Annotated in this window: 18 protein-coding genes, 1 tRNA gene and 1 pseudogene; 13 read left to right on the top strand and 7 right to left on the bottom strand. The window is 61.5% G+C overall.

The window, feature by feature from the left end; all coding sequences use genetic code 11:
- Positions 1–72: 72 nt before the first annotated feature.
- On the top strand, positions 73–1,584 hold the full coding sequence (locus R1T40_RS06135) for a divergent polysaccharide deacetylase family protein (protein ID WP_317386250.1): 1,512 nt from the start codon (positions 73–75) through the stop codon (positions 1,582–1,584).
- Positions 1,585–1,668: 84 nt separating this feature from the next.
- Here R1T40_RS06135 and trpE read toward each other — a convergent pair whose 3' ends face one another.
- From trpE to fabI, 5 genes are all read right to left on the bottom strand, one after another.
- Positions 1,669–3,180 carry an anthranilate synthase component I gene (gene trpE, locus R1T40_RS06130; RefSeq protein WP_317386249.1) on the bottom strand — a complete coding sequence of 504 codons (1,512 nt, stop codon included), beginning with the start codon at positions 3,178–3,180 and terminating at the stop codon, positions 1,669–1,671.
- Positions 3,181–3,206: 26 nt separating this feature from the next.
- On the bottom strand, positions 3,207–5,042 hold the full coding sequence (locus tag R1T40_RS06125) for a peptidylprolyl isomerase (RefSeq protein ID WP_317386248.1): 1,836 nt from the start codon (positions 5,040–5,042) through the stop codon (positions 3,207–3,209).
- A 181-nt stretch (positions 5,043–5,223) separates the two neighbouring features.
- The gene (locus R1T40_RS06120; protein WP_317386247.1) at positions 5,224–6,399 is read right to left on the bottom strand and encodes an aminotransferase; all 1,176 of its coding nucleotides are present in this window, start codon (positions 6,397–6,399) and stop codon (positions 5,224–5,226) included.
- 154 nt (positions 6,400–6,553) lie between these two features.
- Positions 6,554–7,084 (bottom strand): xanthine phosphoribosyltransferase, encoded by a 531-nt coding sequence (gene gpt, locus R1T40_RS06115; RefSeq protein WP_106163597.1) that lies wholly within the window; start codon positions 7,082–7,084, stop codon positions 6,554–6,556.
- Between the two features lie 6 nt (positions 7,085–7,090).
- A complete protein-coding gene (gene fabI, locus R1T40_RS06110; protein ID WP_106163598.1) occupies positions 7,091–7,897 on the bottom strand; it encodes an enoyl-ACP reductase FabI in 807 nt (268 codons plus the stop codon).
- 140 nt (positions 7,898–8,037) lie between these two features.
- Between fabI and pdxH the strand changes: the two are divergent.
- The 9 genes and pseudogenes from pdxH to R1T40_RS06065 form a co-directional block, all read left to right on the top strand.
- Positions 8,038–8,649, top strand: a pseudogene (gene pdxH / locus R1T40_RS06105) (pyridoxamine 5'-phosphate oxidase); the annotation flags it as partial.
- A 127-nt stretch (positions 8,650–8,776) separates the two neighbouring features.
- Positions 8,777–9,319, top strand: coding sequence for a cold-shock protein (locus R1T40_RS06100; RefSeq protein ID WP_317386246.1), 543 nt, complete (start codon positions 8,777–8,779; stop codon positions 9,317–9,319).
- Positions 9,320–9,793, top strand: a complete 474-nt coding sequence (locus tag R1T40_RS06095) for a DUF192 domain-containing protein (RefSeq protein ID WP_317386245.1) — start codon at positions 9,320–9,322, stop codon at positions 9,791–9,793.
- A gap of 43 nt (positions 9,794–9,836) precedes the next feature.
- Positions 9,837–9,913, top strand: a tRNA-Pro gene (locus tag R1T40_RS06090).
- 823 nt (positions 9,914–10,736) lie between these two features.
- Entirely contained in the window at positions 10,737–14,390 is a 3,654-nt protein-coding gene (locus tag R1T40_RS06085) for a vitamin B12-dependent ribonucleotide reductase (protein WP_317386244.1), read from the top strand.
- Positions 14,391–14,951: 561 nt separating this feature from the next.
- Positions 14,952–15,503: a hypothetical protein gene (locus tag R1T40_RS06080; protein ID WP_317386243.1), complete on the top strand. Its 552-nt coding sequence runs from the start codon at positions 14,952–14,954 to the stop codon at positions 15,501–15,503.
- A 250-nt stretch (positions 15,504–15,753) separates the two neighbouring features.
- Positions 15,754–17,127: a cysteine--tRNA ligase gene (cysS, locus tag R1T40_RS06075; RefSeq protein WP_317386242.1), complete on the top strand. Its 1,374-nt coding sequence runs from the start codon at positions 15,754–15,756 to the stop codon at positions 17,125–17,127.
- Positions 17,124–18,752, top strand: coding sequence for a citramalate synthase (gene cimA / locus R1T40_RS06070; RefSeq protein WP_317386241.1), 1,629 nt, complete (start codon positions 17,124–17,126; stop codon positions 18,750–18,752). Before cysS ends, cimA begins: the two co-directional genes overlap by 4 nt.
- Positions 18,742–19,518, top strand: coding sequence for a squalene/phytoene synthase family protein (locus R1T40_RS06065; RefSeq protein ID WP_317386240.1), 777 nt, complete (start codon positions 18,742–18,744; stop codon positions 19,516–19,518). The genes cimA and R1T40_RS06065 overlap by 11 nt, the downstream gene beginning before the upstream one ends.
- Positions 19,519–19,541: 23 nt before the next feature.
- Here the strand turns inward: R1T40_RS06065 and R1T40_RS06060 are convergent, their stop codons facing one another.
- Positions 19,542–20,765 carry an MFS transporter gene (locus R1T40_RS06060; protein WP_106163733.1) on the bottom strand — a complete coding sequence of 408 codons (1,224 nt, stop codon included), beginning with the start codon at positions 20,763–20,765 and terminating at the stop codon, positions 19,542–19,544.
- Positions 20,766–20,843: 78 nt separating this feature from the next.
- Between R1T40_RS06060 and R1T40_RS06055 the strand changes: the two genes are divergently transcribed.
- Together R1T40_RS06055 and R1T40_RS06050 are read left to right on the top strand one after the other, a co-directional pair.
- The gene (locus tag R1T40_RS06055) at positions 20,844–21,476 is read left to right on the top strand and encodes a DNA-3-methyladenine glycosylase family protein (protein WP_317386952.1); all 633 of its coding nucleotides are present in this window, start codon (positions 20,844–20,846) and stop codon (positions 21,474–21,476) included.
- The gene (locus R1T40_RS06050) at positions 21,473–22,138 is read left to right on the top strand and encodes an alpha/beta hydrolase (protein WP_317386239.1); all 666 of its coding nucleotides are present in this window, start codon (positions 21,473–21,475) and stop codon (positions 22,136–22,138) included. The genes R1T40_RS06055 and R1T40_RS06050 overlap by 4 nt, the downstream gene beginning before the upstream one ends.
- Positions 22,139–22,140: 2 nt before the next feature.
- On the opposite strand, the gene R1T40_RS06045 is transcribed toward R1T40_RS06050, so the two are convergent.
- Positions 22,141–22,824, bottom strand: coding sequence for a pseudouridine synthase (locus R1T40_RS06045; RefSeq protein ID WP_317386238.1), 684 nt, complete (start codon positions 22,822–22,824; stop codon positions 22,141–22,143).
- 258 nt (positions 22,825–23,082) lie between these two features.
- On the opposite strand from R1T40_RS06045, the gene R1T40_RS06040 reads away from it, so the two are divergent.
- Positions 23,083–23,667 carry an HNH endonuclease gene (locus R1T40_RS06040; RefSeq protein WP_317386237.1) on the top strand — a complete coding sequence of 195 codons (585 nt, stop codon included), beginning with the start codon at positions 23,083–23,085 and terminating at the stop codon, positions 23,665–23,667.
- Positions 23,668–23,712: the final 45 nt, after the last annotated feature.

Here is a 23,712-nt window from a genome sequence, read left to right as displayed (position 1 = left end):
GGGCAGATGTTCAGCGTTCAGGCGTCTCACAGAAGGTCAGACCACGGGCACAGGACAGAGGGCGAAACAGGCATGCGAGGATTTCTGGGAGGCGTAAGCGTGGGGGCGCTGGTCGCGGTTGCAGGGGCGGCGGTGTGGTCGTTGTCGAGACCATTGCCGCAGGTGGTGCATGTCTCGGATCAGACACCGGAAACGATCCTTGCCAAACGGGTCGAACCCACGCCGCCACAGGACACCCCCGGCAGTGATGCGGATCTGGTCGAGACCGCGCCCGAGGCGCCGGCTCAGGATGCGGGCCTGCTCGATGATGCGCCGGACCAAATCGACACGCAGTCCGCAGCGCGCCCCGAGGTGACGGTTCCAGACGAGGACGCGGCACAGATCAGCCCTGATGAGGGCGCGGGGACAACGCCGGATGTCCAGGTCGCATCTGATGCATCCGTGGAGACCACGCCCGGTGGCGATGGGTTGGACACGCCGACGGCGGATGTGTCGCCCGATGTGGTCGAGGACAGCGCGCAGCCACCCGCCCCAACACCCACTGAGGAGCCCGTGCTTGCGGCTCCCGATGTGGAGCTTGATGTTCCTGCTGTGGACGGCGCCTCCGGCAACAGTGAGGCACCGCTTCAGCTTGACGAGGCAGCGATCCAGCCGCCCACGATCAACGCGGCACCAGAAATCACCGCGCCGCCCAGCGTGATGACACCGCAGCCAACGCCCACACCGCAGGTCGGCAGCGACGACAGTGCCTCCGAGGACGAAGACCTTGACCTCAGCATTTCAGAGCTGCCGCAGGCCGGAACCGACACAGCCGAGGACGAAGGCCCCAGCATTGGCACCCGCGTCCTGCCGCTGACCGAGCGGGACGCGGCGCAGGAATTTGCAACGGCTGATCAGGAGCCGCCGTTCCGGCGCAATGCGGAACCGGCTGATCCCGCACCGGGATTGCCGCTGATGTCCATCATCCTGATTGAGGAAGAGGGTGCAGTGGGTGCCGAGGCCCTGGAAGCCTTTCCCTATCCGCTGACCTTTGCCATCGATCCCAGCGATCCGCAGGCCGAGGACCGCATGGCCGCCCGGCGCGCCGCAGGGTTTGAGGTGCTTGTATTGGCGGATCTGTCCCGTGATGCGACTCCGCAGGACGCCGAAGTTGCCCTCTCGGTCTGGTTTGATCGCCTGCCCGAAGTGGTTGGTGTGCTGGAAGGCAACGACGGCGGTGTACAGGGCAACCGGCCACTTGCCGATCAGGTGGCCACCATCGCCGCCGATCTCGGATATGGGTTGGTGCTGCAGGACAACGGTCTGAACACGGTGCAGAAGATGGCGCTGCGCGATGGGAACCCTGCCGGTGTCGTGTTCCGCGACTTTGACGGCGCAGGGCAGGATCCGCGCGCCATGCGCAGGTTCCTCGATCAGGCCGCGTTCCGGTCCGGACAGGAAGGCGCGGTGATCATGCTGGGCCGACTGAAACCCGACACTATCTCTGCTCTGTTGATCTGGGGGCTGCAGGACCGCGCCAGCAGGGTCGAGCTGGTGCCCGTGTCCACCAGCCTGAAACGCCTTCTGGACCCGATCTCGCAGTAATCAGCACCTGCTATTCATGATAAAACAAAAAGCGCTCCGCGGAGATTTCCGGGAGCGCTTTTTTGTTTGGAATGCCTAATCAGATCAGCGATTGCCGTTGCCGGTGAAGCGTGCCGCATCGGCAGCCGCGCGCCTGATCGCATTGGATTTATGCACGGTCTCCATATACTCAGAGTCCGGGTCGCTGTCGTAGACCACACCGCCGCCTGCCTGAATATAAAGCTTCTGGTCCTGCACGATCGCAGTGCGCAGGGCGATACACATATCCATGTCGCCCCCGGCACTGAAATAGCCGACACCGCCGCCATATATGCCGCGCTTTTCCGGTTCCAGCTCGTCGATGATCTCCATCGCGCGCACCTTCGGCGCACCGGAGACCGTGCCCGCTGGCATGCCGGCGAAAAACGCATCCAGCGCGTCTTTGTCTTCGTGCAACTCGCCGACAACATTGGAGACAATATGCATCACGTGGCTGTAACGCTCGATGATGAACTCTTCGGTGGGGCGCACTGTGCCGATCTTGGCGACGCGGCCCACGTCATTGCGGCCCAGATCCAAGAGCATCAGATGCTCGGCCAGCTCTTTCTTGTCAGCCAGCAGATCCTGTTCCAGCGCCTTGTCTTCTTCGGGGGTGGCGCCGCGCGGACGGGTGCCTGCGATGGGGCGAATGGTGACCTCATCGCCAAAGACCCGCACGAGGATCTCGGGGCTGGCGCCGATCACCTGGAAACCGCCGAAGTTGAAGTAGAACATGAACGGCGAGGGGTTGGTGCGCCGGAGCGAGCGATAAAGCGCAAAGGGTGGCTGCGGGAAATCCTGCGTCCAGCGCTGCGCGGGCACCACCTGAAAGATGTCTCCGGCGCGGATGTAGTCCTTGGCCTTCTCCACGGCGGCCATATAGCCGTCCTTGGTGAAATTCGACACCGGCGGGCCGACTTCCAGCGCCTCGCCCAGATCACGGGTTTCGGCGGGCATGGCGCGTTCCAGATCGCGCACCGCATCCATTACCCGTTCGGCGGCCTGCGCATAGGCTGCGCGCGCCGATTGCCCGTCGCTGACCCACGCGGGAGAGACCACAGTGACCTCGCCCTTGACCCCGTCCAGAACCGCCACCGCAGAGGGGCGGATCATCACCGCATCCGGCAGGCCAAGCGGGTCGGGATTCACATTGGGCAGATGCTCCACATGGCGGATCATGTCATAGCCCAGATAGCCAAACAGCCCTGCGGCTGCCTGCGGCAGATCATCCGGCAGGTCGATCCGGCTTTCGGCCAGAAGCGCGCGCAAAGTGTCGAGCGGATTGCCCGTCAGGGGGGCAAACCCCTCCGGGTCAAACCGGGCTGCCCGGTTCAGCTCTGCCTGTTCACCCCGCGCACGCCAGATCAGGTCCGGCTTCATGCCGATTATGGAATAGCGCCCGCGCACCTCACCGCCAGTCACCGATTCCAGCATGAAGGCATCCTTCTGCGCGCCGGTGAGTTTCAGCATCAGAGACACGGGCGTATCCAGATCGGCTGCAAGCCGCGTGTAGACCACCTGGTTTTCGCCCGCCTCATAGGCTTTGGCGAATGTGTCGAAGTCGGGGATCAGAGCCATGAGAGCATGCGCCTCGAACTTAGGAGTTACTGGAAAGTGGCGTGAACTGCATTCACCGCCTGTTGGTTGACCTGCGGACGTGCGCGGGTCTGAACCGCCTGCATGTAGATCTGGAAGATCTCGTTCGACAGGGACTGATCGAGCTGTTCGCTCAGCGCCTGTGTCAGGAACTGCATGTCGTCGCTGTCGTCCGGCGGCAGCGTGTCGTCGAGGCGTACAACAACCGTACCCTCCGCATCGGACACCACGCGGACTTCGCCAACTTCCATTTCGAAGACCTCGTTCATCAGGTCAACCGGGGTCTGGTCGAGATAGGCAGTCCGTGTCAGGCCGGTTTGCTCGGTGACGTCGCGATCTTCCGGGAACTGGCCGTCATTGGCTTCGACCACCGCTTTCAGCTCATCTGCCTCTGCCTTCAGCGCCTTGGCAACACGATCTGCCTTGAACGCCTCGGTCACGGCTGGACGGGCGCTGTCGAACGGTTCGGGACGCGGATCCAACACCTCGTCAAGACGCAGCGCAAAGACACTGCCATCATCGAGGTAATCAACAGTTGGAAAATCCTCGACGCTGACCGCCTCGGCTGCGGTGCGGAAGGTGTCATAGGCGGCAATGCCATCGGTGGTATCGGCGGTCCAGTCGATGCGACCCACGGCCAGACCGTGCTCTTCCGCGGCCAGTTCTTCAAGCGTGGCACCGCTGGCCAGAAGATCATCAATGCCTTCGGCGCGCGACTCGATCACCCGGCGGGCACGGTCAAGCGCCAGCTCTTCGCGCAGAGCGGGCAGCGCGTCCTCAAAACTGGTGAAGCTTGCTTCCAGCAGGCCGTTCACACGGTAGAGCGCGGGGCCAAGATCGGAGGGCAGCGGCCCGGCCACGTCGCCCATCTCAACCGCGAACACCGCTTCGCCGGCGGCACCAAGGTCGTCCTGTGCCACGTCGCCCATGTCGATGTCGGACAGGCTCAGGCCGCGATCCTGCACCAGTGTCTCAAAGGTTGTTCCGCCAACGTCCAGCTGCGCTTTGGCCGTGTCTGCGGCGTCCTGATCGGCAAAGACCAGACGCTCAACCAGGCGACGCTCCGGGACATTGAACTCCGCGTCGCGTTCCTCATAAAGCGCGCGCAGGGCGGTCTCGTCCACTTCGACCTCGTCGACCAGAGCATCGGGGCGCAGGGCCACATAGGTGATGACTTTGGTCTCGGGCAGGGTGAAGGCGTCGATGTTGGCCTCGTAATAGGCACGCAGCTCGTCCTCGGTCGGTTCGACCGCCGTCAGGACCGCATCCTCTGCCGAAAGCCGCACATAGGCAAAGCTGCGGCGCGCTCCGATATAATCGGTCAGCGTTTCGCCCAGTGCCGCAGGCATGCGCGTGCCGCCGACGATGGCCCCTTGCAGCAACGTACGGGCGGTCTCGGCACGCATGTCCTCTTCAAACTCGGGCTCGGAGAGGCCGGCGTTTTCAAGCGCAAAGCGATAGTTGTCACGGCTGAACGCACCGTCAGAACCCTGGAACGCCTGAATCTGGGTGATTTCCTTCAGCAAGGTCTCATCCCCGACGGAAATCCCGAGCGTTTGCATCTCGTTGTCCAAAGCGGCGGATGCGACAAGGCCCGAAAGCACACCGCGATCCACGCCCATGGAAATCAGCTGCGACAGCGGTACCGATTGGCCGGACTGAGCCTGAATGGCGCGTTGTTCCTGCTGCAGCGCACGGGCGTAGTCGTCAACGCTGACGTCGGTCTCGCCCACGGTGGCCAGCGTGCGCGTGGTGCCGGACACGTTGATCGCGCCAAAGCCGGCAAGCCCCACGAACAACAGACCCATGAGGATCCAAACGAAGGTCTTGGAAAGGTGTTTCATGCCTGCGGCCCTTTATGTCGTCTTTTGGTGGCGCGCCGCAGCGTTGAAGCCGGGCGGCCAAATTGCGCCGACTGGGTCGGCGGTCTCCTGTTGCTGCCCTGAATACGCGTCTGCCCCGGCAGGGGCAAGCATAGAGGGCAACGCGCACATGGGGATGCACGGGGATGTCAGTCCGCGTCTGTCATCCGTCGAAATTTGCGAGGCGCGAGAGCATGTCCGCAATGCCGGCACGGTCGACATTTGCAAAGGCAATGCGGAACTGGCGGTGGCCTTCGGGCGCCTCGGTGGGGGTGAACATGGTGCCGGGGAGCAGCAGCATCCCGGCCTCGCGCAGAAGCCTCTGCGCAAGAACATCGGAACTCTCCTCATAGGGATGCGCCACATAGGCGAAATAGGCGCCAAGGCCGAGAAGTTGCCAGCCCTTCGCCGCCAGAGGGGCAAAGCCGTCCTGAATTGCGGCGCGACGATCCAGGATTTCGGCTCGCTCCCCCGCCAGCCACTGGTCGAGATTGTCGATGCCCCATTTTGCCCCGATCTGCCCCAGCTGTGCCGGGCAGATGGTGACGGTGTCGAGGAATTTCTCCATTTCGGACAGGCGATCAGGACCGGCGGCGATGGCGCCAACGCGATGCCCCGTGAGGCGATACGCCTTGGAGAAGGAATAGAGGTGGACAAGGGTTTCCTGCCAGTCTTCGCGCTGCAGCAGGCGATGCGGTGCGCCGTCGCGGCTGTCGAAATCGCGATAGGTTTCATCAACGATCAGGGTCAGCCCATGACGCTGCGCGAGGTCGAAGAACGCATCCAATAGCGCTGCCGGATATTCAACGCCGCAGGGGTTGTTTGGAGTGACCAAGGCGATGGCGCGGGTGCGATCCGTAATCAGCGCGTCCGCCTGTGCGACCTCCGGCAGCATCCCCTCGCCGACAGGTAGGGGCAGGGTCGTGATCCCCTGCATGTCCAGCCACATCTTGTGATTGAAGTACCACGGCGTCGGCAGAATCACCGCGTCCCCCTCGGCACAGAGGCTCTGGATCGTGGCGGCAAAGGCCTGATTGCAGCCTGAGGTGATGGCGATATTGGATGCGGCAATCGGAGCGTCGTAATGACGGCTCATCTGATCCGCCAGCGCCGCGCGCAGATCCTCATTCCCAAGCACCGGACCGTATAGATGCGCACTGGTCTGGTTCAGAACAGCCTCTGCCATCGCCTGTCGCAGCCCTTCGGGCGGTGCGTCTGCAGGGGCGGCCTGACTGAGGTTCAACAAGGGCTGATCGTCAGCAAAGGTCACACCCGCGAGCCACCGGCGCGATTCCACGATCGGAGAGACGAAGGTGGCTTGGGTTCGGGCGGTCTTCATCGGCAGCTTCCTGTTTTGGTCATGGCGTCGAGGCGCAGGCGGCATTAGGGCGATTTCAACTCCCGGACGCAAGAGGTTGAAAGCAGACGCAGAACAGAAAAAAGGCGCACCGGGCAGGGCGCGCCTTTTGAAACTCTCAACTTGGTCACGAGGATCAGTCGGTGCCGCGATAGGGTTCGACATATTGCAGCGCCATGTCCCACGGAAAGAAAATCCATGTATCCTGGCTGACGCCGGTGATGAACGTGTCCACCTGCGGCTCACCCTGAGGTTTGGCGTAGACAGTCGCCAGATGGGCCTTCGGATAGAGGTCACGCACCAGTTCGAGCGTTTTGCCGGAATCAACAAGATCATCGACAATCAGAATTCCGGTGCCGTCGCCCATCATATCGGCATCCGGGCTTTTCAGCACTTCGGCCTCGCGCCGCTGATCGGCCTTGCCGCCGCCAGAGTGATAGGATTTCACGCTGATTGTATCGACAGTGCGAATGTCCAGCTCACGCGCGACGATCATTGCGGGGGCCATGCCGCCCCGGGTGATCGCCACAACGGCGCGCCAGTGACCCTCGTCGGGCCCGAGCCCGTCCAGACGCCACGCCAGCGCGCGGCTGTCGCGATGGATCTGGTCCCATGAGATGTGAAACCCCTTCTCATGGGGCAGGCGGTTCGGGTCCTTGGTGGTCATCTGGGATTAGCCTTTCTCGATATCCGGTGCGTCCACGGCCTTCATGCCGACCACGTGATAGCCCGCATCCACGTGCAGGTTCTCGCCAGTCACGCCGGAGGCCAGATCCGACAGAAGATAAAGCGCGGATTTACCCACGTCATCAGTGGTCACGTTGCGACGCAGGGGCGAATTGTACTCGTTCCACTTCATGATGTAGCGGAAATCACCAATGCCGGAGGCGGCGAGTGTCTTGATCGGGCCGGCAGAGATCGCGTTGACGCGGATGCCGTCCTTGCCCAGATCCTCCGCCAGGTATTTGACCGATGCCTCCAGCGCCGCCTTGGCCACGCCCATCACATTATAATGTGGCATCACCTGTTCGGCGCCATAATATGTCAGCGTCAGCATGGAGCCACCCGCATCCATCATCTTCTCCGCGCGCTTGGCAACGGCGGTGAAGGAATAAACCGAGATGTCCATGGTCATCTGGAAGTTCGCGCGGCTGGTGTCGACATAGCGGCCGCGCAGCTCGCTCTTGTCGGAAAAGCCGATCGCGTGGACGATGAAATCCAGCTTGCCCCATTTTTCCTCAAGCGCGGCGAACAGCGCATCGATCGAGGCTTCGTCGCCAACATCGCAGGGCAGCACGATATCGCTGCCCAGTTGCTCCGCGAGCGGGCCGACACGCTTCTTGAGCGCATCCCCCTGGTAGGAGAACGCAAGCTCCGCCCCGGCCTCGGCGCAGGCTTTTGCAATGCCCCACGCGATGGATTTATCGTTGGCCAGGCCCATAATCAGGCCACGTTTTCCGGCCATCAGTTGACTAGACATGCAGGTTCTCCGCCTGTGATCAGTATAATAGAATGTCCTTTAGCCCGCTGCGACACTTGCATCAAGGGTGTACACCGATGCCCAGTCTTTCAATCGGGCACAAAGGTCACTAAGGTCCGCCTCAACAAGCAAGGACAAGGTACAGAATGTCGGACCGAGAAGGACTGTTCGCGGGAGATGACCCGTTCGAAATCGCGCGCCAGTGGCTGACGGAAGCTGAGGCCACGGAACCCAATGACCCCAATGCCATCGCGCTGGCGACCGTGGATGCTTCCGGCATGCCCAATAGCCGCATGGTATTGCTGAAGGAAATTGAAAACGCCGCCTTCGTTTTCTATACCAACTACGAGAGCGCAAAGGCCCAGGAACTTGACGCCAGCGGCACGGCATCCTTCGTGATGCATTGGAAATCGCTGCGCCGGCAAATCCGGGTCCGCGGCCATATCGAGCGCGAAGACGGACCGCAGGCGGATGCCTATTTCGAATCCCGCTCCCTGAAGAGCCGTCTTGGGGCCTGGGCCTCCCAGCAATCCCGGCCTCTGTCGTCCAGAAATGCACTGCTGGCCGAGGTCGCCAAGGTGACAGCGACCAAGGGCACGAATCCCAAACGTCCCCATTTCTGGGGAGGGTACCGCCTGATGCCGATCGAAATCGAATTCTGGGCAGATGGTGCGTTCAGGCTGCATGACCGCTTTGTCTGGCGGCGGGGAAGTGCAGAGGATGATTGGACAATTACGCGCCTTAGCCCGTAGGTTCACGCTACGTCACATTTTCTTATATCCAACATTTTCCGACTATTTTGCTCTTGAAACTTCATGCGAAAATCGCGCAGTTAGGCGAGCAACACGGAAATAACAAACGAACCGGTGGAATTCGCAAATGGCCGAAGACTTGAGCAGTTTGCAGCATGTCCGTGGACTAGTGAAGTGGTTTGACCCTGCAAAAGGCTATGGATTTATCGTCTGTCCTGACGATGGTCCGGACATCCTTTTGCATGTAAATGTCCTGCGCAATTTCGGTCAGAGCTCCATCGCGGATGGGGCCGGGATCGAGGTTGTCACCCATCGCACCGATCGCGGTGTGCAAGCGGTCGAGGTGATTGCGATCACGCCGCCGGAGCGCGAGGACACACCTGTCCTCAGCGACCTTGCAGAGATGAACGCGGACGAAATCAGCAGCACGCCGCTGGAGCCTGCGCGTGTTAAATGGTTCGACAAGGCCAAGGGCTTTGGCTTTGCCAACATATTCGGCCGCGATGAGGATGTTTTCCTGCACGTCGAGGTTCTGCGTCAGTCCGGCCTGTCAGATGTACAATCCGGCGAGGCGCTGGCGATGCGCGTCATAGACGGCAAACGCGGTCACATGGCCGTGGAAGTCCTGGCTTGGGAGGCCGCCATGGGCGACCCGGAGCATAGCATCTAAATGCGCAAGGCGGTGGCGACATATCTCGGCGCCGCCCTGGTATGGCTGGCAGCCACAAGCGCCAGCGCCACCTGCGCGCGCGATCATGTCGACCTGCGCGGTCCGTGGGGGCAGGCGCGGTTTTCCGTAGAAATCGCTGATACACCGGACAGCCGGGCAACGGGGCTGATGCATCGCGCTGAAATGCCCGCGCGTTCCGGTATGTTGTTCGTCTATGACCGACCGCAGCGCGTGGCGTTCTGGATGAAGAACACCCTGATCCCGCTCGACATGGTTTTTGTTGGCGCGGATGGTGTCGTGAGTAGGATCCATGAGAATGCTGTGCCGGGCGATCTGACCTCCATTTTCGGTGGAGATCAGGTGTTTGTGGTGCTCGAAGTCAACGCTGGCATCGTCGAGTCCTATGGCATCTCCGTCGGCAGCGAGATGCGGCATGAAGTTTTTTCGCCTGAAACTGCAAAATGGTCCTGTTAGGGCTTTTCAATCCCAAACTTCACAGCTAGGAAGACGCACGGTCCGGGGCGTGGCGCAGTCTGGTAGCGCACCTGTTTTGGGTACAGGGGGTCGTGAGTTCGAATCTCGCCGCCCCGACCACTTCTTCCTCTCTTGTAAGAAACCCCTGTCCCTTGGTTCACGAAAGTGAACCGAGCCGCCTCCGGGGGAGAGCGCGCCTCGCACGCACCCCTAGGGTCTGGCCGTGTCTAAAGGCAGGGTGACGGTTCATCACCAGAATCGAAAGAATCACACCAAGGCTTGCGGACGCATCGTCACGCTACGGGCACATCTGGTATTTACCTTTCGTTTAGAAGTTGACGCGACAGAGCATCAAATTCGCGTGCTGGACGCGTGATGAACGCACGAAAAATTTGCGATCTGCGGCCACCGGCTGACAAGCGTTGCAAAAGGACCGCAACTTGTCGGCGTAGCCGAATATGAGGCGTGGCATGCGGGTTTCCGGAGCCGCCGAAACCCGTCGCGGCATTCAGGTGGATGACCTCGTTACAGCAACCCCCTCGCAATGCGTGAGTTTTCAGCTTTCGTTAACCAAACGGTCAAGCGGGGATTGCGGCAGCCGGGGATGTGGATGAATCATATCGCAGTGGCGACCCTCCAAACCGTTAAACTGGTCAACTCAATTGTGCCCCGTAAAATTTGAATTTTCACGTTGACCACCTTGGGTGACTTACGCGACATTGTATGTGCCGCTAGGGGGCGCCACTAAATCTTGATGTGATTGAGCAGCCGCTCCCATCCGCAGTGCTAAGTGTAAAACCGTTAAATTCAGACCAGCACATGGTCTGCGCGCGTTGGAACAGCCGACGCCGCCCGAGAGGTTTTCTCTGCGCATCGCGTGGCATTTGATGCAGGCGTAACAGCGCCGAAACCGCAAGCCGGACTATTTGGGACAGGTGTAACCATGAAGATCGAACGTCGTTTCACAGAAGCAGGGCAGGATGCTTACGCGTCTTTGGATTTCATCGGGGCGACGTCCGAAATCCGCAATCCGGATGGCTCCATCGTGTTCCGTCTCGAGGGCATCGAAGTGCCCGCGTCCTGGAGCCAGGTGGCCAGCGATGTCATTGCACAGAAGTACTTCCGCAAGGCCGGTGTCCCGTCCCGCCTGAAGAAGGTTCGCGAGAAAGGCGTGCCGGAATTCCTGTGGCGCTCGGTTCCGGCGGATGACGACGTTGAGATGGGCGGCGAGACCTCTTCCAAACAGGTGTTTGATCGTCTGGCCGGCGCCTGGACCTATTGGGGCTGGAAGGGCGGCTATTTCACCACCGAGGAGGACGCCCGCGCCTATTTCGACGAGATGCGCCACATGCTGGCAAGCCAACGCGCTGCGCCCAACAGCCCGCAGTGGTTCAACACCGGCTTGCACTGGGCCTATGGCATCGACGGCCCGGCACAGGGGCACCATTATGTCGACTACAAGACCGGCAAGCTGACCAAATCCGACAGCGCGTATGAGCATCCGCAACCGCATGCCTGCTTCATCCAGTCCGTCTCGGACGATCTGGTGCAAGATGGTGGCATCATGGATCTCTGGGTGCGCGAGGCGCGCCTGTTCAAATATGGCTCCGGTACCGGCACCAACTTTAGCCACCTGCGCGCCGAGGGCGAAACGCTCTCTGGCGGTGGCAAGTCCTCGGGCCTCATGGGATTTCTAAAGATCGGAGACCGGGCCGCCGGCGCGATCAAATCAGGCGGCACAACCCGTCGAGCAGCGAAGATGGTGATCGTGGACGCCGATCACCCCGATATCGAACAGTTCATCGACTGGAAGGTGATTGAGGAACAAAAAGTCGCCTCCATCGTGGCCGGTTCGAAAATGCACGAGAAGATGCTGAACGGCATCTTTGCAGCCCTCCGGAGCTGGGACGGTCTGGCAGAGGACGCCTATGATCCTGCCGAGAACACGGCCCTGAAGCAAGCGATCCGCGAAGCCAAGAAGGTCGCGATTCCGGAGACTTACATCAAACGCGTGCTGGATTACGCCCGTCAGGGCTATGACAGTATCGAGTTCCCGACCTACGACACCGACTGGGACTTCGAGGCCTATTCCTCGGTCTCCGGTCAGAACTCCAACAACTCCATCCGGGTCACCAATGCATTCCTGCATGCGGTTGAAAAGGATGCCGATTGGGAGTTGATCAACCGGACCGACGGACGTGTCGCGCGGACCGTGAAGGCGCGCGATCTGTGGGAGAAGGTTGGCCATGCCGCCTGGGCCTGCGCCGATCCGGGCATCCAGTTCCACGACACCGTCAACGAGTGGCACACCTGCCCCGAAGATGGTGAGATCCGCGGCTCGAACCCCTGTTCGGAGTATATGTTCCTCGACGACACCGCCTGCAACCTGGCGTCGCTGAACCTGCTGACCTTCTATCAGGGCGGCGTGTTTCAGGCCGAGGATTTCATGCATGCCAGCCGTCTGTGGACGCTGACGCTGGAAATCTCGGTGATGATGGCGCAGTTCCCGTCCAAGGAAATCGCGCAGCTGTCCTATGACTTCCGCACCCTGGGTCTGGGCTATGCCAACATCGGCGGGCTGTTGATGAACATGGGCTACAGCTATGACAGCGACGAGGGGCGCGCACTCTGCGGTTCGCTCACCGCGATCATGACCGGCGTGGCCTATGCGACCTCGGCCGAGATCGCATCCGAACTGGGGCCGTTCCCGAGCTACGCGCGCAACGCCGATCACATGCTGCGGGTGATGCGCAACCACCGCACCGCCGCCTACGGTGCCACCGAGGGCTATGACAAGCTCACCGTGAAGCCGGTGCCGCTGGACCTGCAAAACTGCCCCGATGCACGGCTTACGGAACTGGCGATGAGCGCCTGGGACGAGGCGGTGTCCCTGGGTGAGAAACACGGCTATCGCAACGCGCAATCGACCGTGATCGCGCCCACTGGCACCATCGGTCTGGTGATGGACTGCGACACCACCGGGATCGAGCCGGACTTTGCATTGGTGAAGTTCAAGAAACTCGCAGGCGGCGGCTATTTCAAGATCATCAACCGCTCGGTGCCCTCGGCGCTGGAAGGGCTCGGCTATTCCTCCGCGCAGATCGAAGAGATCGTGTCTTATGCGGTCGGCCATGGCTCCATTGGCAACGCGCCGGGGATCAATCACACCTCGCTGACCGGACATGGCTTTGGCCCCAATGAGCTGGCAAAGGTCGACGCCGCGCTGGAAAGCGCCTTCGACATCCGGTTCGTGTTCAACCAATGGACCCTGGGCGAAGAGTTCTGCACCGGTGTCCTCGGCATCCCGGCGGACAAGCTGAACGATGCGGCCTTTGATCTGTTGCGCCATCTGGGCTTTACCAAGGCGGACATCGACGCGGCCAACGATCATGTCTGCGGCACCATGACCCTGGAGGGCGCGCCCCACCTCAAGGAAGAGCATTACTCGATCTTCGATTGTGCCAACCCTTGCGGCAAAAAAGGCAAGCGCTATCTGGGCGTTGACAGCCACATTAAGATGATGGCCGCCGCACAGAGCTTTATCTCAGGTGCGATCTCCAAGACCATCAACATGCCCAATGACGCCACCATCGAGGATTGTCAAAAGGCCTATGAGCTGAGCTGGTCGCTCGGCGTGAAGGCCAATGCGCTCTATCGTGATGGGTCCAAACTGAGCCAGCCGTTGGCCGCGGCATTGGTGGAAGATGACGACGAGGCCGCCGAGATCCTGGAGAGCGGATCGGTGCCGGAAAAGGCGGCGACGCTCGCCGAGAAGATCGTCGAGAAAGTTGTCATCAAGGAAATCATGAAGTCGCATCGCACCAAGATGCCGCAGCGCCGCAAGGGCTATACGCAGAAGGCGGTTGTTGGCGGGCACAAGGTCTATCTGCGCACCGGCGAGTATGAGGACGGCAACCTTGGCGAGATCTTCATCGACATGCACAAGGAAGGCGCGGGCTTCCGGGCGATGATGAACAACTTCGCCATCGCCGTGTCGGTCGGGCTGCAATACGGGGTGCCGCTGGAGGAGTTTGTCGACGCCTTCACCTTCACCAAATTCGAACCCGCCGGCATGGTGCAGGGCAACGACTCGATCAAGAACGCCACCTCGATCCTCGACTATGTGTTCCGCGAACTGGCGGTGAGCTACCTCGACCGCACCGATCTGGCGCATGTGAAGCCCGAGGGCGCAAGTTTTGATGATCTGGGCCGGGGCGAAGCGGAAGAAGGGGTCTCCAACCTCTCTGAGCTGAGCGATGGCGCGGCCTCAAAATCGCTGGAGGTGCTTAAACAGATTTCTTCCAGCGGCTATCTGCGCAAACGCCTGCCGCAGGAGCTGGTGGTGCTGCAGGGTGGCCAGACCAGCATCGCGGTGACCGCGCTTGACGGCAGCAAGGATCCGGTTTCGGCACTGCAGACCTTGGTGCCGGAAACCTCCGAAGCGCCAGCGATGGCGGGCGGCATGGATGCACGCACCAAGGCCAGGATGCAGGGTTATGAGGGCGATCCTTGCGGCGACTGTGGCAACTACACGCTGGTGCGCAACGGCACCTGCATGAAATGCAACACCTGCGGCTCAACCTCGGGCTGCAGCTGACGAAATCTCCCGGCGCGACCTGCGCCGGGGCTGCGAACCGCATCCGAAGGCACACCACCTTGGGCGATGCGTAGGGGAGTGAGAGGCCCGGTTGGGCGTCACATCCCCGACGAAACAGGAAGCGGCGTTCCAAGCGCCCTTTCGCATGGATCAAAGGCACCTGATCCGGGCCTTTGACACCTGTCTGGGGTGGGTGCGCTCACTCCATACGCCGAGAAGGACCAGGCAAGAAAAAAATCACCGGGCGGTCAACGAAAAGAGCCTGATCGGCGAACCTGACCTCCTCTGTTTCAGAGGGGGTCTTTTTGTGTGTTGTCATGTGCTTACAGGGGGGGGATGTCGCGTTGGGTGCTGGTGACTGGACTGGTGTCCGGGGGAGAGAGGCTCAGAGCGCAGCAAGTGGTCTGAGCGTTAAATTGTTCTCGCCAACGCGTAACTTGAACGAAGTGTTAAGCATAATGGACGACTGTGTTGATGGGGGGACGCAGTCGTCTTCTGCATCCCACTCGCATTGACAACACTCCCGCAAAACGCCGGCGCTGCCAGATGAAAGGCACTCCCATGATGTCCCTCCCGCTCTTGATCTCGCCGCTCTGCTCGATCCGGTCTGGGCTGGCGTTTGGGTTCGGCGTCGGAGCGCTTGTTCTGTCTGTCAGCGCGCCTTGGGCAGGAGAGGTGGAGCATGATTGGTCAGGTCGTTTTCTTGGCTCGATCGCCGTACCGCCACATATGGCGCTGCAGCCACCAACGGCGCTTATGGAGAGCCGCGATATGCCGTCCACAGCTGCCGAGCCGCGCGCTTTCCCGCAGGATCAGGCAAGCGGCACGCCGGGCGGTGGCTCGAATCTGTGGCAGGGCGGCGCACGGCGTTCGCCAGCAGTGGAGAGACAGGTCCACACCACGCCGCCCTTCCGCAGCGGATTGCAAATTGTTCAGCCGAGGATCGGAGCTGCCGCACTGGCGCCGGGTGCACTGGGGCTTGGGTGGGGCGTGGAAGTGTCGTCGCAGGTCTACCTGCGGGGCAGCGTGTTTGGACGTGAGGATGGCGAGGGCGGCTATTCGCTGTCACCGGAGAACCGGCAGCTCGCCCTCACGGCGTCGTTCCGTTTTTGAGCCGCGCGCCGGTAACGCATCTCCTTGCTTCGCAGAAATGCTTGGCGGATCGCGCTGGCTGTGCTACGCCCACTCTCATGGCACGATTTGAAACCCTGATTACCATCTGTATTGCCTGCTGATTTTCAGCGGGCTGGTTTCTGTCGTTCCCTTCCATATGACAAGTTGCTAAGCCCGCGCTGCGCGCAGCGCTGTGAGGGAGCCGCATCCCGCCGTGCTGCTGGGCCGACTTGTTGTCGAAGGAGCTGACATGACGACGATCAAACTGCACAACACCAAGAGCCGGTCGAAAGAGGCCTTTGCGCCGATCGATCCCCAGAACGTGCGAATGTATGTCTGCGGCCCGACCGTTTATGACCGGGCCCATCTCGGCAATGCGCGGCCCGTGGTTGTGTTCGACGTGCTGTTCCGGCTGTTGCGCCATGTCTACGGCGCGGATCACGTGACCTATGCGCGCAACTTCACCGACGTGGATGACAAGATCAACGCCCGCGCCGCCGAAAGTGGCCGCGAGATCGGCGAGATCACCGCCGAGACCACCCAGTGGTTCCTCGACGACATGGGCGCGCTTGGCGCATTGGAGCCGACGCATATGCCGCGCGCGACGCAGTATATCCCGCAGATGGTTGCGATGATTGCGGATCTGATCGCGCGGGGGCATGCCTATGCTGCCGAAGGCCATGTCCTGTTTGCGGTGGACTCCTGGCGCGAGGGGTATGGTCAGCTTTCGGGCCGGTCGGTCGATGACATGATCGCGGGCGCGCGGGTGGAAGTGGCGCCTTACAAGAAGAACCCGATGGATTTTGTGCTGTGGAAGCCTTCGAGCGCGGACCAACCGGGCTGGGAGAGCCCCTGGGGGCGAGGGCGTCCGGGCTGGCATATCGAATGCTCGGCGATGAGCCATGATTTGCTGGGTGACAGTTTTGACATTCACGGTGGCGGCAATGATCTGATGTTCCCGCATCATGAGAACGAGATCGCCCAAAGCTGCTGCGCCAATCCGAAAGGCGAGTTCGCGCGCTACTGGTTGCACAATGAGATGCTGCAGGTCGAGGGCAAGAAGATGTCCAAATCCTTGGGCAATTTCTTTACCGTGCGCGATTTGCTGGACAAGGGCGTGCCGGGTGAGGTGGTGCGGTTTGTGTTCCTGCAGACCCATTATCGCAAGCCGATGGACTGGACCGAGAAGAAGGCCGCGGAGGCCGAGGCGACGTTGCGCAAGTGGCGGGCACTGACGGCGGGCATCGAGCCCACCGCCAGCGCTGCTGCCGCGGTCGTTGACGCGCTGGCGGATGATCTCAATACCGCTGGCGTCATTGCTGAGATGCACAAGCTGGCAGCTGCGGGCGACGCCGCCGGTTTGCTGGCGGCGGGGCAGTTGCTGGGGCTTTTGAGCGAAGACATGGGCGCATGGGCCAAAGGGCCTGTTGTCGATCTCTCTGCGCATGAGGCACAGCTGTTTGCGGCACGCCAAGCGGCGATGGAAACCAAGGACTTTGCTGAGGTGGATCGCCTCAAGGCCGCCTATACCGAGGCGGGGCTGGAAGTGCGCATGTCAAAAACCGGTGTGGAACTTGTGCCCGGCACAGGGTTTGACGCCGCAAAGCTGGAGGCTCTCGCGTGACAGAACGGCTCTACCTCTATGACACCACCCTGCGTGATGGGCAGCAGACGCAGGGTGTGCAGTTCTCCACCTCGGAAAAAAAGCAGATCGCCCAGGCGCTTGACGACCTAGGTGTTGACTATATCGAAGGCGGCTGGCCCGGAGCCAACCCCACCGACAGCGCCTTTTTCGACGAGGCGCCGGACACGCGGGCGACGCTGACGGCCTTTGGCATGACCAAGCGGGCAGGGCGCTCGGCTGCAAATGACGATGTGCTGGCAGCAGTAATGAACGCGGGCACCAAGAGCGTCTGTCTGGTGGGCAAGTCGCATGACTACCACGTGACCACGGCGCTTGGTATTTCGTTGGAGGAGAACCTCGACAATATCGCCCAGTCGGTGACGCATATCGTGGCGCAGGGGCGTGAGGCGTTGTTTGATGCCGAGCATTTCTTTGACGGCTACAAGGCCAATCCAGGCTATGCGCTGGCGGCCTGTCGGGCAGCGTTGGAAGCGGGCGCACGCTGGGTTGTTCTGTGCGACACCAATGGCGGCACCCTGCCGCACGAGGTCCACCGCATCGTATCCGAGGTGATCGCTGCGGGGCTGCCGGGCGACCATTTGGGCATTCACACCCATAACGACACAGAAAACGCGGTTGGCTGTTCGCTGGCGGCGGTGGATGCGGGCGTGCGCCAGATCCAAGGCACGCTCAACGGTCTGGGTGAGCGCTGCGGCAATGCCAATCTCACCACCTTGATCCCGACGCTGTTGCTGAAAGAGCCATACGCCAGCACCTATGAGACCGGTGTGCCGCAGGGGGCGCTGGCGCGGCTGACGACGGTAAGCCGGATGCTGGACGAGATCCTCAACCGGGTGCCGCAGAAACAGGCGGCCTATGTGGGGGCCTCGGCCTTTGCACATAAGGCGGGTCTGCATGCGAGTGCGATCCTCAAAGATCCCTCGACCTATGAACATATTGAGCCTGCGGTGGTCGGCAACAGCCGCATCATCCCGATGTCCAATCAGGCCGGGCAATCGAACCTGCGCCGCCGTCTGGCTGAGGCAGGGATCGAGGTCGAAAAGGGCGACCCCGCGCTGGGGCGCATTCTGGAGCGCGTGAAGGAGCGTGAAACCGAAGGCTATTCCTACGACACCGCGCAGGCCTCGTTCGAGCTGCTGGCGCGGGATGAGCTGGGCCAGATGCCGCAGTTCTTTGAGGTCAAGCGCTACAAGGTCACCGTGGAGCGGCGCAAAAACAAATACGACCGCATGGTCAGCCTGTCGGAGGCCGTCGTGGTGGTCAAGGTCGACGGAGAAAAGCTGCTGTCCGTCAGCGAATCCCTCGATGAGACCGGCAGCGACCGTGGCCCGGTGAACGCGCTGGCCAAGGCGCTGCGCAAGGATTTGGGGCGCTATTCCAAGGTGTTGGACGACATGCGGCTGGTCGACTTCAAGGTGCGGATCACCCAGGGCGGCACTGAGGCTGTGACCCGCGTCATCATCGACAGCGAAGACGGCAAAGGGCGGCGCTGGTCGACGGTTGGCGTCAGTCCGAACATATTGGATGCGTCTTTCGACGCGCTGCTCGATGCGATGAACTGGAAGCTTCTGCGCGATGCGGCCGAGGTGGTGGATGCAGTTTGACGATGATCTGATCGCCTGCGCCGAAGCGGTTCAGAAAGGCGATCCGGATCGCTTTATGGCCGCTATGGCCGCACCGGTTGAGGCGCGGCCGCTGCTGTTTGCGCTCTATGCCTTTAACATCGAGATGTCGCGCGCGCCCTGGGCCAGTCAGGAGAGCATGATTGCCGAGATGCGTGTGCAATGGTGGCGCGATGTCGGGGCGGAGATTGCATCCGGTGGGCAGGTGCGCCGGCATTATGTTTCGACACCGCTGGCGCGGCTGGTCAACCACGAGGCGGCGCAGGTCATTGATGCGATGGCGGAGGCGCGGCGCTGGGATATCTACCGCGATCCGTTCGAGGATGAGGCGGCGTTTGACGCATATATCCACGCCACCGCGGGCGGCCTGATGTGGATGGCGGCTGCCTCGCTGGGGAAGGCCGAAGAGCGCGTGGTGCGCGACTACGCCTATGCGGCGGGGCTTGCGGCCTATCTGCGCGCCATTCCTGAGCTGGAGGCGCAGAAACGCGTGCCCTTGTTGGATGGCACGACTGCCGGGATTGTCCGTCTGGCCGAGCGTGGATTGGACCGGCTTGCCGCCGCCAGACAGGATCGGCGGGCAATCTCCGCCGCGGCAAGCGCAGCCTTGCTGCCCGGTTGGCAAGCGGAAGCCCTACTGAAGCAGGTTCGAGCGGAGCCGGAGCGGGTGGGCGCAGGCGCGCTTGGTGTCAGTGAGTTTCGCAGACGGGTGTCCTTAATGTGGCAGGCCGGCACCGGGCGCTGGTAACACGCCCCCGGTGCAAACTGCGATCAGGCGGTGGCGGATTTGGGTTTGAGCACCAACCAGATCAACGCGCCACCCGCCAGCACCAGGAAGGGCGCCATCGCCATGTTGACGGCGGCCCAGCCCTCGACCGGGTTGCCGCCAGAGCAGTTCATCAACCCGCCAGAGGCCACAGAGGCGACGGTCACGCCACCAAACACCATCAGGTCGTTGAGACCCTGCATGCGACCGCGCTCATGGGCCTCATGTGCGCCCGCCAGCATAGTGGTCGCGCCGATAAAGCCGAAGTTCCAGCCCACACCCAGCAGGATCAGCGCGATGAAGAAATTGCCCAGCTCGACCCCTTGCAACGCAACCGCACCGGCGCCCGCAAGGATCACCAGCCCGGCGCCCACGATCTTCTCAACGCCGAACCGTGCAATCAAGTGGCCGGTAAAGAAGGACGGCACATACATCGCCAAAACATGCCAGGTCACGACGTCCGCCGCCGTGTTCTGACTGAAACCGCAACCGACCACGGCGAGCGGTGTGGAGGTCATCACCAGGTTCATCAACGCGTAAGAGACCATGGCACAGATCACCGCCACGGCGATCGTCGGCGTTTTCAGCAGTTCCAACCGGCTGCGCCCTGCAGGGGCGTCTTCCTTGGGGGCTTCGGGGCGAGGAATGCGGAGGAAAGCAAAGAGCCCAACGCCCAGCACATTCACCGCGATCACCGCCATATAGGTTCCGAGGAAGGGAATGACGAAGGCATCGCTGGTGGCTTTCACCAGTTGCGGGCCGACGATGGCGGACAACAGACCGCCGGCCATGACGTAGGAGATCGCCTTGGGACGGAAGCTGTCTGACGCAGTGTCGGCGGCGGCAAAGCGGTAAAATCCCTGCGCACTCATATAGATACCGGTGAGAGCGCTGCCCACGAGGAACACCGGGAAGGACCCGAGGTAGAGACCGTAGCCGCCAATCAAGCCACCCAGCGCACCGCCCGTGGCACCAATGGCAAACCCGGCGCGGCGCCCGAAGCGCTGCATGATCGCCGAGATCGGCGTGGCCGAGAGCATCGAGCCTGCAACGATCAGCGAAATCGGCAGCGTCGCAAGACAGGGGTTGGTCGCAAGCGATTGACCAGCCAGACCGCCGACGATGAAAATCATCGGCATCTGCGCGCCCAGAAAGGCCTGTGCGAGCACAAGAATCAGGACATTGCGCTTTGCAATATGGTCGTCGGGGGCAGGAGCGGTCATAGTCATGGCAATTGCGTAGCCCTGAACAGGTGAAGGAACAAGCAGCGTGATATGCACCAATACAATTTTGGCGAGACCCTCCATATGACGGTTGGTCGCATTATCGAAACACCCGCTTGCGTGGCTGAGGGGGCCGCATGGCTGGCAGCGCGGGATCCGCGCCTTGCGCAGGCGCTTTCGGTGACGGGGCCATTGCCGCTCAGACGTAAGCCCGATGGGTTTGCGCAGCTTCTGAGCGCCATTGTCAGCCAGCAGGTCTCAGTGGCGTCGGCCAATGCGATCTGGAACCGCCTGCGGGATGCAAAGCTCACGGGCCCGCGCAAGATCCTCTGGGCAACGGATGACGATCTGCGTGCCGTCGGCCTCAGCCGCCAGAAGATCCGATACGCCCGCGCACTGGCGGAGGCACGCATTGATTTCAATGCGTTACGCGGCATCCCTACAGCGGATGTGATCGCAGAGCTGACGCAAGTGTCGGGCATTGGTGTCTGGACAGCAGAGATTTACGCGATGTTCTCCCTGGGACGTGCGGATGTCTTTGCGCCGGGTGATCTGGCCCTGCAGGAAAGCGCGCGGCTGTTGTTTGATCTGCCCGAACGCCCGAAGGAACGTGCCCTGCGAGACATGGCCGACGCGTGGTCGCCGTGGCGATCGGTTGCGGCGCGCTTACTCTGGGCCTATTACCATGTGGCAAAGGACAGGGAAGGGATCCGATGACACGCGTTTTGACTGCCGGCCGCAAAGAGCCGCTCTCTGGTGACACACGTTCTGCGGTGGTATTTCTGCATGGCTATGGCGCCAATGGGGCGGATCTCCTCGGGCTCGCCGACCCGCTGGCCGAACATTTGCCGGACACATTGTTTGTCGCCCCCGATGCGCCCGAGGCCTGCGCCGGGGCACCGATGGGGTTTCAGTGGTTCCCGATCCCGTGGATCGACGGCTCCTCGGAAGAAGAATCCATGCGCGGCATGTCGGCAGCAGTGGATGACCTCAACGCCTTTCTCGATGCCTTCATGGTCGACGAGGATTTGCTGCCAGAACAGGTTGTGCTGCTGGGCTTCTCGCAAGGCACGATGATGGCGCTGCATGTGGCACCGCGCCGCGAAGATCCGGTGGCGGGTCTCGTGGCGTTCTCCGGTCGCCTGCTGTCGCCGGACACCTTCAGCGATGAGGTCGTCAGCCGGATGCCGGTGCTTCTGGTGCATGGCGATGAGGATGACGTGGTGCCGCCGCAATCACTGCCACAGGCAGCTGAGGCATTGCAGGAAGCAGGCTTTCAGGATGTGTTTGCCCATGTGATGAAGGGCACCGGTCATGGGATCGCGCCCGATGGGCTGAGCGTGGCCTTGGCCTTCATGCGCGACAAGTTGAGCCTCTGACCCTATCGCGTTGATTTTGATCGTGGTTTGCGGCGCTTTGAGGGAGGCCTTGAAGCGCCGTTTTCCGTATCTCGTGGCTCTGGCTTTCGGCGCGGTGGTTTTTGCGAGGGCTTTGGCGGGCCCGGAACGCGCGGCGGATCCAGGTCATCCCATGTGCCCTGTGCCAGCCCGTCCAGGGTCCAGGCGCCGATCGCATAGCGGATCAGCCGCAAGGTCGGGTATCCGACAGCTGCGGTCATGCGGCGGACTTGTCGGTTCTTGCCCTCGGTGATTTTCAACTCCAGCCAGGAGGTGGGTACGGATTTGCGCTCCCGGATCGGCGGGGTACGGGCCCAGAGCCCCGGCGGTTCGCTTATCAGACGCGCTTTGGCAGGGCGGGTCATTCCATCCTTTAGTTCAACACCTTGGCGGAGGCATTTGATGTCGTCGTCCGACGGATGTCCTTCGACCTGAACCCAATAGGTCTTCTCCATCTTGTGCTTCGGATCGCTGATCCAAGCCTGCAGCCGACCCGTGTCGGTCAGCAACATCAACCCCTCGCTGTCGCGATCCAGCCGTCCCGCGGGATAGACACCGGGACACTCTATATAGGCGCTTAGCGTCGGGCGGGCGGCGCCTTCAGTGCCGCGATCGGTGAATTGCGGCAGAACATCAAAGGGCTTGTTGAAGCGGATCAATCGGGTCATGGGCGTGGTCCTACGCCGCACAGCAGAGCCGCGCAAGCATGCGGTGCCGCGACCGGTAGATGCCGCTTTGCGGAATGACGGATTTTTGGGCTGTGGATAACTGTCACGCACCTGTAACGGAATCATCTTATTCCACGCGATATCTGGTGTATCGTTGGGGCTTGTCAGGTCCCCGCCACGATATATAGTCAAACATATGCTGGGGCGGGTTCCCCGCTCTGGTGCCGTATCGAGGCAAGCAGGGCGAGGAAGACGTTGATGGACGGAGACTTCAGGACAGAATTCGTAAGGGAGCCAGGCGCTCTGAAGCAGCATCCGGCGTTGGTGCTCAATGCGGATTATCGTCCTTTGTCATACTATCCTCTGTCACTCTGGCCGTGGCAGGATGCCGTGAAAGCCGCCTGGCTGGATCGGGTCGCCATCGTGGCCGAGTATGACGAGGTCGTGCGCAGTCCGAGTACCGAGATCCGAATACCTTCGGTTGTTGTGCTCAAGGACTATGTAAAACCCCAAAAGCGCGTGGCCTTCACGCGCTTTAATTTATTCTTGAGGGATGAATTTCACTGCCAGTACTGCGGCGCAAGGGGCGATCTGACCTTTGACCATGTGGTGCCGCGCGCCGCCGGTGGGGTCACCAGTTGGGAGAATGTGGTCGCGGCCTGTTCGCGCTGCAATCTGAAGAAGGGGTCAAAGTCGCTGCATCGCGCCGGCATGTCCCTGCGCAAACCGCCGCGCCGTCCGGGCGCGGAGGAGCTGCGCAACACGGGCCGCAAGTTCCCGCCCGGGTATCTGCATGAAAGCTGGATGGACTATCTGTATTGGGACAGCGAGCTGGAAGCTTGATCCCGCTGTTTTGAAACACAAAGCGCGCCCCGAAAGGCGCGCTTT

It is taken from the genome of Tritonibacter scottomollicae (genome assembly GCF_032924845.1).
GTDB classification, from domain to species: Bacteria; Pseudomonadota; Alphaproteobacteria; order Rhodobacterales; family Rhodobacteraceae; genus Epibacterium; species Epibacterium scottomollicae.
Note: the sequence above shows the minus strand (reverse complement) of the source record. Positions and strands in the feature narration are given on the sequence as shown.